Consider the following 16,626-nt stretch of genomic DNA (forward strand, 5'->3'; position numbering starts at 1 on the left):
CGCGCGCCCAGCAGGCGCGCGCCACATAACTTCATCTTACCGGGTTTTCGACGCAATGTTAGCGGGCGTCTTCAAGAACCTTGTCTGCGGCCGCCTTTTCTTCAGGAGCCGGCGTATCTGACGGCTTTTCGTCCTCGACGATGTCCTCGGCCGATAGATCCAAGTCTTCGCCGTCTTCCGGCTGCTCCTCTTCAGAACCGAGTGCAAGCGAGGCAGCAAAATCGCTGTCCGAGACGAGATCGGATGCTTGTGCTTCTCCGCCCGTTGCCGAAGCCTCTTCCGAGACTTCCGCCGCGGGCGCATCGACGACAGCCATTTCCGCCGCAACCTGCTCCGGTGCCCCATCACTCAGGCCGGCTGTTCCGTCCAGCGCATCGTAAAGATCGGCAATCCGTTCCCGTGTCCATATCTGGGGCTGGTCGAGGCCAAGAGCTTCGTCGTAGGCCCGGGCAACGCTTATGGGCAGGTGAAACTCAAAGTCGGTCTTCGAGCCGAAACGGGCAGCAAGCGCGTCTCGAACAGCCTGGAAAGTATCCTTCAGACCAAGGCTCTGCTCGACACATGCAGCTGCCGCGTCCCGCAAGGTCACGACAAAATCACGGGTGGTTTCAACAGCCGTTGCCACGGCTTGTGCACCGATGGCGGATTTCCCGCGTCCCGGCATCAGCGCAGTCGGACGAAACGCCGTGATGCGGTCGAGCGCGCGCGGCCAGTCGGCCAGATGGGCATCTCCGCAATAAGGAACAGCGGCTTTCTGAACCAGATCCCCCGCGAAGATCACGCCACTTTGCGGAACCCATACGACCAGATCGCCCATCGTATGGGCTCGGCCCAGATGCATCAGTCGGACGTCCAGCTCGCCTAGGTCGATGGTCATCGAAGATGCAATGGTCATGGACGGCATGCTTACACCGGTGTTGCCGGGTAGTCCGGCGAACAGTGCCGCATCCCGCTCCCGGGCCACGCGGATTTCCTCGACGCCGCGGGTTTCCATCATCCGTCTGGTCAGATCGGAAGCAATGACCTCGCCCGGCTCGAATGCCAGGGCACCAAGTGTGTTGTCTGAATGGAAGTGCGTCAAAACGACCTGTTTGATCGGCTTGTCCGTGAGCTCGCGAACCTTCTGCAGAACCTTTTCCGCAAGGGCCGGTGTTGCCTGGGCATCGACAATCAGAACGCCTTTTTCGCCGATGACCACACCGGTGTTGGAACAGCCATCCGCGCTATAGGCATAACAGCCGCGTCCAAGCTCTTCGAACCGTTCGTTTTCACCCGGAACGGCTTCGGACCTGTTTGTCATCTCTACCATAACGGTCTCGCTTTCCTGCCAGATGTCTGACTGCCTGTTTCGGCCTGCACGAACTTTGCCGCGCTTTTTCCTGTTGACTGAAGCGTCTCAGTTTCGGTGTCTGATTCGCAATTTTTCACGCGCCAATTCCTTAACTATTCTCTCTTTATCAACAGATAGGTCAGCTCTTTCGCCGTATTTTGACTGCACCAGACAAAGCTCTTCGCCATACTTGCTTTCAATCCTGCTACTTTTTCGTAGCTGCCCGGGGTGTCTTTCCGGGGTTATTCAACCGGATATACTTGCTAGTCACAGAAAATGGCCGGATAACGGCATTGTTCATCTGCCTGCTCAATCAGGCTTAACGAATCTCCAAGGCGTCGACTTATCCATGTCCGATCAGCAAGGGTCCAAATCCACTGTTTCCCCAGGCAAGGTACCTTCCAAACCTGTCCTGAAGCTGAGCGCATTCCTGCCTTACAGGCTCAACCATCTTGCCGAGACCGTCAGCAGGTCCTTCTCCAGGATTTATGCCGACACCTACGGTATCGGGATTCCTGAATGGCGGGTGCTTGCCACTCTTGGCGAATACAAGGCCATGACCGCACGAGATATCAGCCAGGCAACCTCCATGCACAAGACCAAGGTCAGCCGGGCAGTCGCCGCCCTGGAAAAGCGCGACCTTATTGTGCGCGACAAGAACAGGGACGATCAGCGGGAACAGACCCTGTGCCTCTCTGACCAGGGCAATGCCATGTACGAAGAGATTGTCCCTCAAGCCCTCGCCTACAGCAAGAGCCTGGAAGACGCGCTGACAGAGGAACAGAAATCGGTCCTGGACGAGATTTTCGACCGTCTGCACGAGGCCACGCGATCCGGGGAAAGCGACTGAAATCCTGCGTGGTCCTGCCGCTCCGCCATTAACCTAACGTGAGAGCTTTCATTGCTATTGATAGGTCCAGCAGCGATAGTGCCGGGGTCGGTTGAAGGCCGATACGGCGTGGCAAAAACGCTGTAGGGGATGGGTGATGAGACGTAGCTGGTCTGCCGGGTCCAAGGTTATGGCACGCGCTGTCGCGTTTGGTGTCGGGCTTGTGCTGTGCGCACATACCGCGAGCGCGGCCACCTGCTCCAGCCTGAAGGACGAACTGCAGCGGCTGGAATCGCGTTCGACGGCACGGTCTCCCGCAGCCCAGAAATGGACCACCGCCAAATCCCAGCAGCAAAAGGCCATCAATGCCGCAGAACGGGATGCAAACTACTTCGGCTGCGCTTCAAACGCATCCCCCAAATGCAGCGGTCTAAATGACAAGATCAAGCGCATGAAGGCCAACCTTTCTGCGATTGAACGTCAGCTTGCGAAATCCGGTGGCGGATCGTCTAAGAATGCAAAACGTGTAAGGCAGATCCGGGCCTCGCTGGCAAAACAGAAATGTGATGCCCCGACCCGCGAAGCACGCCAACAAAACGCCAGAGGTGAGGACAAGCCGCAGTCTCTTCTGGCACGCATCTTCAACCCGCAGCCGCGCGTCGAACTTGCCTCCGTAACGACGGGCGACCGGGAAATCGCTTCGGTGCGCCGGCAAGCCCGCAGCGAAACCAAACGATATTCCCTGCCTTCCGGTGGCGCATTCCGGACCGTTTGTGTCAGAACCTGCGACGGCTATTTCTTCCCGGTAAGTTTTTCGACGGGCAAGAGCCAGTTTGCCAATGACGAAGCAAGATGTTCGGAAATCTGTCCGGCTGCGGAAACCGAACTATACGTCTATCGCAACCCGGGTGGCGACCAGGCCCAGATGATGTCTCTGGCCGGCAACCTCTACTCCGAACAGCCCTTCGCCTATCGCTACAAGAGCGAATTCGTTGAAGGCTGCAGTTGTCGTGCAACGCGGCAATCGAAGGCGCAGTCGGCCTGGACGGATCTCAGCACCGGTTCGGGAAACAGGGTATTCTTCACCGACATCAGCGCCGGCCTTCCCAGGCGGACACTTCAGCCAAGCCGCGGTGGAACCTACGAACACGAAGAAGACCTTCCCTCTCCGCTGACCAGAACCCCGCTGACCAGAACGCAGCTTCCGCGTTTTGAAGATCCGGACACGCTCATGAACATGGAAAAGGGCTTCGACGTGTCGGCGCGGCTTGATCTCGCCGCGACACGACTTGAGCGCGACGAGGACAAGGTTGCTTCGAGTTCCGGTTTCAAGGACGGTTTCCCGGTCCTGTCGATCCATTCCCCCAAGGAAACGGATGACGAGGAACTGGCGGCTTTTTCGCCTGTGTTCAAGGAAGAAGACGACGGTTTTAGCGCAGCGCCGGACCGAAAGGCCCCTGTCAGGGTAGTCGGTCCAGAATATTTTGTCGCCCAATAAGCGGCAGCAAGGCCTTCATGTCCGGACCGTGATCCATCCCGGTCAGCACCCTGCGCAACGGCATGAACAGGCCACGACCCTTACGGCCGGTTTCAGCCTTCAGAGCAGACGTCCACTCTCCCCAGGTCTCCAGGGTGATGTCGCCCTCGGGCAGCAAGGCCTTTGCACCTGAAACGAATTCCTGGTCTTCGTCCTCGATCCGGCTTTCCACGGGACCCGTGACGACCTGCCAATAGGCACGCGCGTCGTCAACTGTTTCGCAGTTGCCACGCACGGTATCCCAAAAATCAGCCCCCCCACTGATGCCCATCGCTGCAAGACGGCTCTCCACCGCCTCATAGGGCAGATCATGTACGAGGCGCGCGTTGAGGGATTTCAGCTCTTCCGGATCAAACTTTGCGGAGGATCGCGAAACGCTGGTCAGGTCGAATTTCTCGATCAGGGCATCCATGGATGCAACCGGCTCGACCGCCTGACTGGTTCCGGTCAAAACGGCAAGGGAAGCGACCGCCATTGGCTCAAGCCCGGCCTCGCGCAGCGAACCTATGGACAATGCCCCCTTGCGCTTCGAAAGGCCTTCGCCATCGATCGTCGTCAGGAGGTTGTGATGACCGAATACCGGCGGCTTTGCCCCCATCGCCTCGAAGATGGCAATCTGGACGCCTGTGTTGGAGACGTGATCTTCGCCGCGAATGATGTGGGTCACCTCCATGTCGATGTCATCGACAATTGAGGTGAAGGTGTAGAGATACGAACCGTCCGCACGGATCAGAACCGGATCGGACATGGAGGCCAGATCGATTGTCTGGTCGCCGCGGCACAGATCCGACCAGGCGACATCCGTACGTCTGGTTTCAAACGGGTTTCCGTCGTGGTTCGGCAGGACAAAACGCCAATGCGGCTTGCGGCCTTCGGCTTCGAAAGCCGCTCGCTCTTCCGCGGTCTGCTTCAGGCCTGCACGGTCGTAGACCGGAGGTCTGCCGAGCGCTCGCTGGCGCGACCGGCGGCGTTCCAGTTCATCCGGCGTTTCGTAACACGGGTAAAGCAGGCCCGCATCTTTCAGCTTCTGAGCTGCTGCATCGTAGTTGGCGATCCGGTCCGACTGCCGCTCCTTCAGGTCCGGTTCGATCCCGAGCCAGTGAAGGTCAGTCTCGATGGAATCGGCATATTCCTGCTTCGAGCGGACGAGGTCCGTGTCATCGAAACGCAGAATGAACCTGCCGCCCATCTTCTTGGCAAAAAGCCAGTTGTAGAGCGCAGGACGGATGTTGCCGATGTGGATATGGCCGGTCGGCGACGGCGCGAAGCGAACAGTGACGGTCATGGCGATGAGTTAGCCGGGGTTGAACCGGACGGCAACCCCAAACTACCGGACCTTACGAAGAATGTTCGGAAGACCGGTAGGTGCGCGACACGAACCCGAGCACACCGCAGAAAACGAGGCAGTAGCCCCCCATTGCCATGACTTGCAGGTCGAACGAGACACCTTTGTCGATCAGCCAGCCGACGAGACCCGGACCGGCCGCGGAAGCAAACACCATCACCGAAAACGCGACAGACCGAATGGCCCCCATGTGCCGCGTGCCGTAAACCTCCGGCCAAAGCGCGCCCACCAGCGTGCTGTTGAAACCGTTCGAGATGCCGACAAGCAGCATGAAAACGAAAGCAGCCGCTGGCGCGTGGAAATTGGCCAGCACGAAACAGGCAAGTGTCAGGGGAACAAGGGTGAAAGGCAGCAACTGACGCGCGGAAAACCGGTCGATCAACGGGCCTATCACCAGGGATGCACAGACCACGCCGGAAGCCATCAGCAGAAAGGCGCTTGCAAACAATTCCAGCGTCCACCCTCTCAGTTCCACCAGATAGACCTGGTGGAAGAAGATTGCCGTGCCGATAAAGGCCGGTGCGTTGACACCGCAGTTGACCAGCCAGAAGCGGACATCGCGCAGCGCTTCCCCTCGTGTCCACTGGCGGCCTTCCGGTTTGGCCGAGGCCGTTTCGAGCGCGGAAGGGATGCGGTCCTTTGCCAGGAGCGTCAACAAGACCGGCAGGGCGACAACAGCCAGCACGATGGCCGATACCGTCCAGGCACCGCGCCATCCGAAGGCATTGGCCAGGACGACGAAGCAAAGCGGAAACAGCGCTTCAGCCGTCGGAAAACCGAGAACGGCGATCGACACCGCCCGGCCCCGCTGCGCCGTGAACCATCGCCCGGCAGCGGTCACCGACGTGTGGGTCATCATGCCCTGCCCGCACAGCCGGAGGCCATAAAAGGCAAGTCCGACCATCCAGACGGAAAACGTGTTGGCCATCGCCAGGCAGAACAGGGCGAGACCTGTCATCACCACCGCTGCGATCTTCTGTACCGGGAAGTGATCCAGGCTGCGACCGACATAAGGCAGGGTCAGAGCGCTGCCGAGGGTCGCCACCATGTAAAGCAGGCCAATGTCACCGTGACTGAGACCAAACTCCGCCCTGAGGTCCCCCGCCGAGAGCGAGATGAAAAACGTCTGCCCGAAGCCGGAAAAGACCGCGAGCAGGTAACTGGCGGCAAGCCAGCGGGCATTTTCACGCAGGAAGGAGAAATAGGTCATCGAGGCAAAAGCCCACTTTCAACAAACAACTGACGATCCACAAAACAACCCATCCTGCGAAAGCGCGTAACGCCGTCTCGAAGGATGAGGCGGTAGCTTTCTTTCACGCCCGTTCGAATTCAAACGATCAGATTCTGCGAAACATCAGCCAGGCAAGCACTGATGAATGCCCTGCCCCTCAAGAGCGATCGCGGAACCTGTTGGTGATGGGATATCGCCGGTCCTTGCCGAAGTTGCGCTCGGTGATCTTCACCCCCGGAGGCGCCTGCCGGCGTTTGTATTCGGCAATATAAAGAAGATGTTCGATCCGGTGGATCAGTGCCCGGTCGTGACCGCGTTTTTCAATGTCGCCCACCGACATCTCGTCTTCCACCAGACATTCCAGGATGTCGTCAAGAACGTCGTAAGGTGGCAGGGAATCCTGATCGGTCTGGTTTTCACGCAGTTCGGCAGTCGGCACCTTGGTGATGATATTGGACGGAATAACTTCTCCACCCGGACCAAGCAGCCCTTCCGGCAGGTTGGCATTGCGCCATGCAGCCAGGTGATAGACCTGCGTCTTGTAGAGATCCTTGATCGGATTGTAGCCACCGTTCATGTCGCCATAAAGCGTGGCGTAGCCGACCGACATTTCCGACTTGTTGCCGGTGGTCATGACCATGCGCCCGAACTTGTTGGAAACTGCCATCAGGATGACACCACGCGCACGCGATTGAAGGTTTTCTTCGGTCGTGTCTTCGTTCGTGCCGGCAAACAAATCGCTCAGCGCCGACCTGAAGCCTTCAACCGGTTCGGAAATCGGCACAGTGTCATAGCGAATACCCAGCGCGTTGGCGCAGGCGGCCGCATCGGTGATGCTTTCTTCCGAGGTATAGCGATAGGGCAACATGATCGCATGGACCTTGTCGGCGCCGAGCGCATCTACCGCCATTGCGGCACAGATGGCCGAGTCGATACCACCGGAAAGACCCAGTACGACCCCCGGAAAGCCATTTTTGGTGACGTAGTCTCCAAGGCCCATGACGCAGGCCCGCCAATTCGCCTCATCGAGTTCCGGAAGCCTTGCAAAAGTGCCGTTCTCGCAAACCCAGGTCTCGCCCTCGCGCTTCCAGTCACTGATACCAAGAGCAGCTTCAAACTGGGGCATCTGGAATGCCAGCGAGCGATCGGCCAGAAGCGCGAAAGATCCGCCGTCGAAAACAAGCTCGTCCTGCCCGCCAAGCTGGTTGCAGTAGATCAGCGGCAATCCGGTCTGGACCACACGCGAAACAACCACCTGCAGACGGTGTTCAGCCCGGTGTTCCCAGTAGGGAGAGCCATTGGGAACCAGCAGCAGCTCCGCGCCGGTTTCCTCCAGACACTCGCAAACCTCGTCGTTCCAGATGTCCTCGCAGATCGGCAAGCCGATGCGCACACCGCGGAAGTCGACAGGTCCGGGCAAGGGGCCTGCAGCAAAAACCCGCTTCTCGTCAAAAACGCTATAGTTGGGCAGGTCGTACTTGTAGCGAACGGCCTTGATCTCACCCTGGTCCAGCAGCAGGGCAGCGTTATAGACTTTACCTTCCTCGCTACGCCAGGGAGACCCCAGCACGATTCCCGGACCGCCATCGGCGGTTTCACCGGCAAGAGTTTCGGCCGCCTCCATGCAGCGCCTGACGAAAGCCGGTTTCAGAACAAGGTCTTCCGGCAAATACCCGGCGAGCATCAGTTCGGAGGTCAAGACAAGGTCGGCCCCTTGAGAGGCGGCTTCCTGACGGGCCTTGCGAACGAGCTCTGCGTTGCCGGCCACATCGCCAACAGTCGGGTTTAGCTGCGCGACAGCCAGTCTGAAACGGTCTGAAATCATCGGAAAATTACCAGGAAGTGACATTGCTTTCTGGTGTAGCCGCTAGATCAGCGAACGTCCAATCTGAATTTGCATACGTCCAGAAGTAGATTTGCCGGCACCTGTCAAAAGCCCGGTCGTGATGGGCCATGCCCGAAGGCATCGTCAGAGCAAGGCGAGCCCGGCTTGATCGGCTGAAGGTTCCGATGCTGCCGTGGACGAGATGTCCGTGCCATTCAGTTTGCGCAGCGGCTGCTGATGCCCGGGGCCGAGAAGACCTTTCGAGCGCCCATGCATCTCCTGCCGTTCAAGGATTTCCCCGATGTGACGATATAAGATGGCAGGAGCGATCGGTTTGGCGACGAACCCGTGAATACCGATCTCGATGCCTTCCAGGATTGTCGCGCGCTTGGCATGGGCAGTCACGATCAGAACCGGCGTGGTGCTGACCACAAGGTCCCTGTCGGCACGAAGGATGCGGAGAAACTCATTGCCGCCAAAGGGGCTCATCACCCAGTCGCAAAGCACAATGTCCGGCTTGCGGTCGACGACCATTTCCAGGGCTTCCGCACCATCACTGGCTTCATAGGCCGAACGGATGCCGAAGCCCGCCAGCACGGAGCGGAGGATCGAGCGCATATGGGGATTGTCTTCCGCAATCAGGCAGGAAACCTTCGTCAGATCCCACTTATCGCGCACAACTCAAACTCCCCACTACACCCGTTTCCCTAAAAAGAAGGTATGCGCGTCGAGCGTTAAGCGAGGCTTACCTCAGGGCACGTTCATCCGGAAAATTCCGGAAAAAACGCAAAAGGGCGGCAAATGCCGCCCTTTCAGATAACGTAACGGAAGAGGCAATCCTCTTTATGCGCTTGCCGCAAGCGGCTCGACCTGCCGGCCGTCGCGTTCCTTCTTCAGGTTTTCCGCAATCAGGAATGCAAGCTCCAGCGCCTGATCCGCATTGAGGCGCGGGTCGCAATGGGTGTGGTACCGGTCGCCGAGCTGGTCCTCGGTCAGGGCGCGTGCCCCACCCGTGCACTCGGTCACGTTCCGGCCGGTCATTTCGATGTGAACACCACCGGCATGCGTGCCTTCCGCACGATGAACCGCAAAGAAGGCTTCCACTTCTTTCAGGATCCGGTCGAATGGACGGGTCTTGTAACCGCCAGCGGAAATGGTGTTGCCATGCATCGGATCGCAGGACCAGACAACCGTCTTGCCTTCCCGCTCGACAGCGCGAACGAGCTGCGGCAGGTGGTCGAACACCTTGTCGGCGCCGAAGCGGGCGATCAGCGTCAAGCGGCCCGGTTCGTTTTCCGGGTTCAGGATGTCGATCAGCTCCAGCAGGCCATCCGGTGACATGGACGGGCCACACTTGAGGCCGATCGGGTTCTTGATACCGCGGAAGAATTCCACATGGGCATGGTCCGGCTGACGAGTCCGGTCGCCGATCCAGATCATGTGGCCGGAAGTCGCATACCAGTCACCCGAGGTGGAATCGACGCGCGTCAGGGCTTCTTCATAGCCAAGCAGCAGAGCTTCATGGCTGGTGAAGAAATCGGTCGACCGAAGCTGCGGAACGCTATCGGCGTTGATGCCGCAGGCCTTCATGAAGTTCAGCGACTCCGAAATGCGGTCGGCCAGTTCCTTGTAGCGATGGCCCTGCGGGCTATCGGAAATGAAGCCGAGCATCCAGCGATGAACCTGGTCGAGGTTTGCGAAACCACCCTGCGCGAAAGCGCGCAAAAGGTTCAGCGTGGCTGCCGACTGGCGATAAGCCATGGCCATGCGGCCCGGATCCGGGATACGGCTTTCCGGGGTGAAATTGATGTCGTTGATGATGTCGCCGCGGTAGCTCGGCAGTTCGACGTCACCCTTCTTCTCGAAATTGGAAGAACGCGGCTTGGCGAACTGACCGGCGATACGGCCGACTTTCACAACCGGCTGGCTGGCGGCATAAGTCAGCACGACGGCCATTTGCAGGAAGACGCGGAAGAAATCACGGATGTGGTCGGGGTGATGCTCGGCAAAGCTTTCGGCGCAGTCACCGCCCTGGAGCAGAAAACCGTTGCCCTGCGCGACATTTGCCAGCTGGCTCTTCAGCGCACGTGCCTCACCTGCAAAAACCAGCGGCGGATAAGTCGACAGGCGCTGTTCAACATCCGCCAAAGCCTCTTGATCCGGGTATTCCGGAACCTGCAAGATCGGCTTCGATCTCCAGCTGTCCGGGCTCCACTTCTCCGCCATACTTCCTACTCCTCACTGGACCCGCAGGTTCGTTTCACACCCTAGATCACGCGGTCCGCGACATTTTCGTTCGTTTGGGCCTGCCAATTGAAGGCAAACGTGCGGCCTTATACACTTCATGGGCCGCCAAGGCCACAGGGCAATCCCCCAAAATATACCCTGTTTTAAGGATCATTTTCGCCACTTCTGCGTGGACACGAAATCCTTGCCTTTGAGGCGGATCATTGCGGGTGGTGATCCAGGGGGGGCATCGTGTGTGAAATCATACAGGATGACCTCATGCCGACACCTCGTCTGGAGCATAGCCACAGGCCCGATGACATTGCGAACCGGCTCGCTTCAGGACCGGATGCAAGCTATCTGAGAGACTGGGTCTATGGCGGCATAGACGGCGCCGTCACCACCTTTGCCATTGTTGCAGGGTCTGTCGGCGCGGATCTCTCTCCGACGATTATCCTCATCCTGGGAGCTGCCAACCTGTTTGCCGACGGGTTTTCCATGGCGGCAGCCAACTACACCGGTTCCAAATCCGAAATCGAGGATTACGCGCGCCTCAAGGCGGTCGAGGAAAAGCACATCGCCGTGGCGCCAGATGGCGAACGGGAGGAAATCCGGCAGATTTTCCGCGCCAAGGGCTATGACGGACCAGACCTGGAAACCCTGGTCGAGCTGGTCTCCTCCAACAAATCCATCTGGATCGAAACCATGATGCAGGCCGAATACGGTCTGTCGAACACGGCGCGATCGCCAATGAGGGCAGCGCTTTACACCTTCGCCGCCTTTGTTCTGTTCGGCTCGATCCCACTGCTGCCGTTCGTCATTCCGGTGCCAGCCAGTGCAGAAACCGCGACTATCCTCACGATACTCGCCTTTTTTACCATCGGCTCCCTGAGGGCGCGCTGGTCGCAGCGGCATTGGTTTTCCTGCGGGCTGGAAACAAGCGCAATCGGCACCCTGGCCGCGGGCATCGCCTTTGCGGTCGGATACGGCCTGCAAACGCTGCTCGGCTGACGGTACGATAATGCCTAAGTGGCCGGGGAAAGAAAGTTGATCCCGAGGTCTTTCAACTTGCTGTCGATCAGCTTCGCCACTTCCGGATCGAGCACAATCTTGCGCGGATAGAGCGGATTTGCACGGTCCGGCAGTACTGGCACATGCCAGCCTTCAGTCGTTTCCAGAAAATGATCGATCCCTGCTTCGCCCCAAAAACGGTAGAACCCGGCCAGAACGCAATCCAGGTAACTTTGCAGGATCGGATGTTTGTCCGTGCCCCAGCGACAATGTTCGGGCGCAGCCCTAAAAAGAAACAGTTCGTCGGGCCCCGGCCGCATGGACGCGTCGCAACGAAATGCGCCGCCGACAGCTTCGACCTTCAGGTATCGTTTCTCGCGCAGTTCCAACTCGGCAAGGCGGGTCTTGGGTTCACGCGCCATCACCCCCATGATGCGTGATCCTTCCTTTTCCCGTACAGTCAGGGCGCAGCGCCCCTGGCCGTCCGGGCTCTCGCCGCACACTTTCCATTCCCGCACCCAACCGTGAAGGGTTCCGGGCGTCACTTCAACGCCGGCGGGAATAGTGTCAATATTGACTAGGGAACCATAACCAAAATATGTGATCGTCATCTGGTGCTTGTCTAGTGCTTGTATGTTTTTCTTAGATTGTTTCCGAGGGTTTCATGATCGTTCCGTCTCTTACCCAGCAGGATATCGACCTCATGAGGGACGATACTCCGGGTGTACGTCAGCTCATTCACTTTAACAATGCGGGAACGGGGCTGGCCCCCACTCCTGTTCTTGAAGCAGTTAAGCAGCATCTTGATCTTGAAGCGACCCTCGGCGGATATGAAGCCGCTGCGGCCGCCAAGACCGCAATGGACACCTTTTATACGTCTCTGGCAGCTTTGATCGGCAGCAAACCGCAGGAAATCGCCTATATCGAAAATGCCACCCGGGCCTGGGACATGGCTTTTTACGGCATCGACTTCCGCGAAGGAGACCGGGTTGTCACCGGCCGTGCCGAATACGTCTCCAACTACGTTGCCCTGCTGCAGAAGAAACGCCGCAAGGGGATCGAGATCGATATTGTCGAGGACGATGAATTCGGGCAAATCGACCTGAAGGCCCTGAAAGCCGCGATTGGTCCGAAAACGCGGCTCATCGCCCTTACGCACGTCCCGACCTTTTCCGGACTGATCAATCCTGCCGAAGAGGTTGGAGAGATCGCACGGCAAACGGGTGTCCTTTACCTTCTCGACGCGTGTCAGTCCGCAGGGCAGATTCCGCTGAATGTCAACGAAATCGGTTGCCATATCCTGTCCGGCACCGGGCGCAAATATCTGCGCGGTCCGCGCGGCACCGGATTTCTCTACGTCAGCGACGCCGTGCTTGACCAGGTAGAACCGCCGTTTGTCGATCTTCAGGCAACGGAGTGGATCGACGAGGATCGTTATGAACTTGTTCCCCACGCACGCCGTTTCGAAACCTGGGAACGCTATGTCGCGGGGCAGATCGGCCTGGGTGTTGCAGTCAGCTATGCCATCGGCTTCGGCATGGAGCGGATCGGCAACAGGATCTGCGGGCTTGGCGCTCAGCTCCGGTCTGAGCTATCTGCACTTCCCGAGGTAACCCTTCACGACAAGGGCCAGCGCAAGGGCGGCATCGTCACGTTCTCGCTGGCCGGTGAAAGCCCGGCACAGACCAAGCTACGGCTCGGGCAAGCCGGTATCAACGTTTCGGTCAGCCAAGCCAGCTCAGCCCGGATCGACTTGCCGCTCCGGGGTCTTGACGCCGTGGTGCGGGCGTCCGTTCATGCGTTCAATTGCGAAGAGGAAATTGAACGCTTTGTTAAGTGTCTCGGTAGTTTTCGCTAGGTGAGCACCCTAAAAAAGCGCCTCCCCCACCCGGTGTTAAAGTTCTTCGGCTAAACAGCTGTCGCATCCGGGTAAGAGGGGATGGCGGTTTCTTGTTCCGTTTGAAGAAAAAGACATCTGAAACAACACATCCAGGGCTGGAGGCTCCCGAAGCCGGCCGGCGGATCAAGGTGTGGATCTACAGCCTTGCAGCGCTCGTGATTTTCCTGTCGACCGCTTCCCTCACCTTCATTGCTCACATGGCCTGGGGCGAAGCCGACAGGCGCGCCCTTGAAGCCGAGCAGATGCGTCTGACCAACACCTTGAAGGACATCCACCGCCAGGTCGCGCGAGACCAGGTGACGATGGCTCAGTGGGACGATACCTTCAACGCCCTTCAGGCCCCTTTGGACCGCGAGTTCATCGAAGACGAACTGATCGGCGACCTTTGGGAAGATTTCAACCTCGACCGGACTTTCGTCGTGATGCCGGACGGGACCTTGATCGCGCAGGCAATCAGGGACGATGTCCTGATTGAAAATCGGCAATTGCCGGCCGAAAATCTTGTTCGGAAACTTGCCGAACAAACGGCTGCGGCTTTCAGGAAGCGGCAGGACGGTTCCAACTCCGTTTTTGCCGAATGGTACCTGCCTCAGTCCGCCTTGCTGGAAACGTCTCAATCCGCCTTTGCCCAGATCGACGGATCCCGAGCATTCCTCAGCGCCATCCCGGTTCTACCCGATGAAGGTCATGTCCGGCTGGTGGGCGACTATCCGGCAATCCTGGTCAATGCCGTCTACATAGATCAGGACTGGCTGACCGGACTGAACGAACAACTCGGCTACAGGGATTTCCGGTTTTTCCCCGGTGAACCTGAACGCAAACACCCAACGAATTACCTTGTACAGGCGGCAGACGGGTCCACGTTCGGCTATTTCAGATGGGACCATTCCAAACCGGGTCGCGAAATCTGGATCATGGCCCTGCCGCTGATCGTCCTGTTGGCGTCCATCATCGCAATCGTCGCCTTTGCGCTTGCAACGAAGATCAGCCGTCTGTCGGCCTCGCTTGAAGAGAGCGAACGGAAGAACCGCCACTTTGCGCGACACGACGCTCTGACAGGGCTGCCGAACCGGCATCATTTTTCCGACTGCCTCACTTTCTCGCTGGATGGCCTACCGGATCGTGGATTTGCGATATTTGCCTGTGATCTCGACCGCTTCAAACCGGTGAACGACACATATGGGCATGAAGCCGGTGACCGGGTCATCTGTACTGTCGCCGACAGAATGCGGCTTCTGGTCAGCAAGGATGGTGTCGTCAGCCGGATTGGAGGAGACGAATTCATTGTCCTCTTCACCAAGCATGCAGACAGGGACAGGCTTGCAGCACTGGCCGAGGAAATCCGCCGGTCGATTGCCGAGCCGATAGACATTGGCGGAGGTCAACAGGTCAACATCGGTGTCAGCATCGGCATTGCCAGCGCGCCAGAGTCCGGCACGAGCGAGAAAGATCTGATCCGCATGGCCGACATGGCGCTTTACCGAGCGAAGGATAAGGGCCGCAATGCTTATGAATTTGCGGGCCCGCACAGTCTCGAGGCTGCCAAGGCCCGCAAGCAGATGGATCTGCAAGCAATTCCGGCGTCACACTAGCGGGCACTGCCGAAAGCGGCAAATTACATTGTCATTAATACTATAAAAGGCAGAGTCCTTTGAGGATGTACCTCACGAAAACTCGTAAGTTTTTTAATACTCCCACATCCTGTTAAGGTATTCGTTGATACAATCACTTTACTCTTTAGTGGCAAGAATTCAGAATAACAAACAAAGACCCAATCGGGATCTCAACTTGACCGAGTTTAGGCGTAGATATAGCGACCAGGCCGCGAAAATTCCCCGGCAGCATATTTCCCGGCTGGCGTTTCTGCTTGCCGGATTGCTGATTGCTGTTACGTCCGTTTCGTTGCTGTTCGTCGGTTTCGTTGCCTCTCAAGCTTCCCGGCAGCAGGCCATCGCCAACGAGGAACGTCTGTTCCAGAGCACGCTGGCAGATCACCTTCGCACCATCGTTCGCGAGCAGATCGGCATCGCGTCGTCCGACCAGTCGGTGCTCAAGCTGGTGCGCAATTTCGATCCCGACTACGTTCGAAGCAGCTTCGACACCCTGTGGTCAACCTATCGCCACAGCAAGGTAATGCTGATCTCCGGAAACGGGGACGTTCTGGCTGAATCCTTCGCAGACTATACTCACATCATTCGGCGTCCCGTCTCCGAAACGCCGGAGCTTGAAATTGTTCATGAAAAACTGAAGGCGCTGTACCTGCAAAACCGCGTGCGGGTGCCTGGCGGTTTCGGTCACAAGTCCCTGCAAGGAGCAGATCCCGGGGAATATGCCGTCATGGGTTTTGTCCATATCGACGGCAAACCGGCCATATTCGGCGCGATGCCGATCATTCCGGACGACTATGAAGAGACTTTGCCCGACGGGCCTCCCACCGTGCTGCTGTCAGCTCATTATGTTGACGCCTATCTGCTCGGCCAGCTCAACGCGCAGCTGAATTTCGCCAATTTCGGTTTTGAGGAAGATGCAGGCGTGCCCGGCAAAGGGCCGCGCCATCTTGTCAAGGATCAGAATGACGACCCGCTCGGAACCTTTCGCTGGGACAGCCAGACCGTCGGCGAATCCATCTGGCCAACCATCGTCCCAGTCATCGTGGTTCTGAGTGTTGCCCTTGGCGCCCTCGCCTTCGGCATTGCCTGGCGGATCGGCCAGCTGACCACATCCCTTCAGGCGAGCGAACACCAGAACAGGTACCTGGCTCTGCACGATACGTTAACGGGGCTCGCTAACCGCCTGCAGTTCAACCGTGTCCTGGAATCCTCGGTCAAAACCCTGCCGGACAAGCCCTTTGCCGTCATTCACTGCGATCTGGACAAGTTCAAGGCGGTGAACGACACCTTCGGACATGCCGCGGGCGATATCGTCATCAAGACCATGGCGGAGCGCCTGAGCAAAGCCGTCGGCAAACCCGGTCTGGTTTGCCGTATCGGCGGCGACGAATTCATGGTGATCTATCGTGGCAGTGTTGTGCGGGAAACCTTGAACACACTTTGCCGGGCCCTTGTTGCTGCCGGCGAATTGCCCGTACCGATCTCAAGTGGCGATATTGCGCAGATCGGTCTTAGTGTCGGCATTGCGATCGCCCCGGAGGACGGAACGACTTCCGAACAACTCGTCACCCGTTCGGACGCCGCGCTATACCAGTCGAAGAAACTCGGCCGGGGCCGGTATTCCTTCTATTCCGATTCACTCGATCTGGAAGTCGGACCAGACGGCGTGTTGACTGACCCTGAAGACGAGCCGCTGCGGCGGGCAGCGTCAGGGCCTGCAGAATGAAACCGCTGCGGGACAAGTTACCCCGCAGAGGCTCCTGACTTTTTGAATTGCCGCCG

General features: G+C 58.2%; 13 protein-coding genes. 6 read left to right on the plus strand and 7 right to left on the minus strand.

Features of this window, described 5'->3' with window-relative positions:
• Nucleotides 1–58: 58 nt before the first annotated feature.
• A complete protein-coding gene (locus tag HEP89_RS25000; RefSeq protein ID WP_209014821.1) occupies nt 59–1,309 on the minus strand; it encodes an MBL fold metallo-hydrolase in 1,251 nt (416 codons plus the stop codon).
• Between the two features lie 370 nt (nt 1,310–1,679).
• Here HEP89_RS25000 and HEP89_RS25005 point away from each other — a divergent pair, with 370 nt between their 5' ends.
• Together HEP89_RS25005 and HEP89_RS25010 are read left to right on the plus strand one after the other, a co-directional pair.
• A complete protein-coding gene (locus HEP89_RS25005; RefSeq protein ID WP_023003909.1) occupies nt 1,680–2,180 on the plus strand; it encodes a MarR family winged helix-turn-helix transcriptional regulator in 501 nt (166 codons plus the stop codon).
• A 136-nt stretch (nt 2,181–2,316) separates the two neighbouring features.
• On the plus strand, nt 2,317–3,657 hold the full coding sequence (locus HEP89_RS25010) for a DUF2865 domain-containing protein (RefSeq protein WP_168693297.1): 1,341 nt from the start codon (nt 2,317–2,319) through the stop codon (nt 3,655–3,657).
• Here HEP89_RS25010 and gltX read toward each other — a convergent pair.
• The 5 genes from gltX to HEP89_RS25035 form a co-directional block, all read right to left on the minus strand.
• Nucleotides 3,620–4,981, minus strand: coding sequence for a glutamate--tRNA ligase (gltX, locus tag HEP89_RS25015; protein WP_168693298.1), 1,362 nt, complete (start codon nt 4,979–4,981; stop codon nt 3,620–3,622). The two genes, HEP89_RS25010 and gltX, sit on opposite strands and share 38 nt — an antisense overlap.
• A 52-nt stretch (nt 4,982–5,033) precedes the next feature.
• A complete protein-coding gene (locus tag HEP89_RS25020; protein WP_075281526.1) occupies nt 5,034–6,251 on the minus strand; it encodes an MFS transporter in 1,218 nt (405 codons plus the stop codon).
• 178 nt (nt 6,252–6,429) lie between these two features.
• Nucleotides 6,430–8,097, minus strand: coding sequence for an NAD+ synthase (locus tag HEP89_RS25025; protein WP_152511154.1), 1,668 nt, complete (start codon nt 8,095–8,097; stop codon nt 6,430–6,432).
• Nucleotides 8,098–8,241: 144 nt separating this feature from the next.
• The gene (locus tag HEP89_RS25030; protein WP_209014822.1) at nt 8,242–8,775 is read right to left on the minus strand and encodes a response regulator; all 534 of its coding nucleotides are present in this window, start codon (nt 8,773–8,775) and stop codon (nt 8,242–8,244) included.
• Between the two features lie 165 nt (nt 8,776–8,940).
• Nucleotides 8,941–10,323 carry a class II 3-deoxy-7-phosphoheptulonate synthase gene (locus tag HEP89_RS25035; protein ID WP_023003903.1) on the minus strand — a complete coding sequence of 461 codons (1,383 nt, stop codon included), beginning with the start codon at nt 10,321–10,323 and terminating at the stop codon, nt 8,941–8,943.
• Between the two features lie 279 nt (nt 10,324–10,602).
• Between HEP89_RS25035 and HEP89_RS25040 the strand changes: the two genes are divergently transcribed.
• Nucleotides 10,603–11,334, plus strand: coding sequence for a VIT1/CCC1 transporter family protein (locus HEP89_RS25040; RefSeq protein WP_031270701.1), 732 nt, complete (start codon nt 10,603–10,605; stop codon nt 11,332–11,334).
• Between the two features lie 14 nt (nt 11,335–11,348).
• Here the strand turns inward: HEP89_RS25040 and HEP89_RS25045 are convergent, their stop codons facing one another.
• Nucleotides 11,349–11,945 carry a hypothetical protein gene (locus HEP89_RS25045; protein WP_023003901.1) on the minus strand — a complete coding sequence of 199 codons (597 nt, stop codon included), beginning with the start codon at nt 11,943–11,945 and terminating at the stop codon, nt 11,349–11,351.
• A 53-nt stretch (nt 11,946–11,998) separates the two neighbouring features.
• Here HEP89_RS25045 and HEP89_RS25050 point away from each other — a divergent pair, with 53 nt between their 5' ends.
• The 3 genes from HEP89_RS25050 (at nt 11,999) to HEP89_RS25060 (ending at nt 16,570) form a co-directional block, all read left to right on the plus strand.
• Entirely contained in the window at nt 11,999–13,192 is a 1,194-nt protein-coding gene (locus HEP89_RS25050) for an aminotransferase class V-fold PLP-dependent enzyme (protein ID WP_168693299.1), read from the plus strand.
• 92 nt (nt 13,193–13,284) lie between these two features.
• Nucleotides 13,285–14,826 (plus strand): diguanylate cyclase, encoded by a 1,542-nt coding sequence (locus HEP89_RS25055; RefSeq protein ID WP_168693300.1) that lies wholly within the window; start codon nt 13,285–13,287, stop codon nt 14,824–14,826.
• 196 nt (nt 14,827–15,022) lie between these two features.
• Nucleotides 15,023–16,570 carry a diguanylate cyclase gene (locus HEP89_RS25060; protein ID WP_208984137.1) on the plus strand — a complete coding sequence of 516 codons (1,548 nt, stop codon included), beginning with the start codon at nt 15,023–15,025 and terminating at the stop codon, nt 16,568–16,570.
• Nucleotides 16,571–16,626 lie beyond the last annotated feature (56 nt).

This window comes from Labrenzia sp. 5N (assembly GCF_012395805.1).
Lineage (GTDB): Bacteria > Pseudomonadota > Alphaproteobacteria > Rhizobiales > Stappiaceae > Roseibium > Roseibium algicola.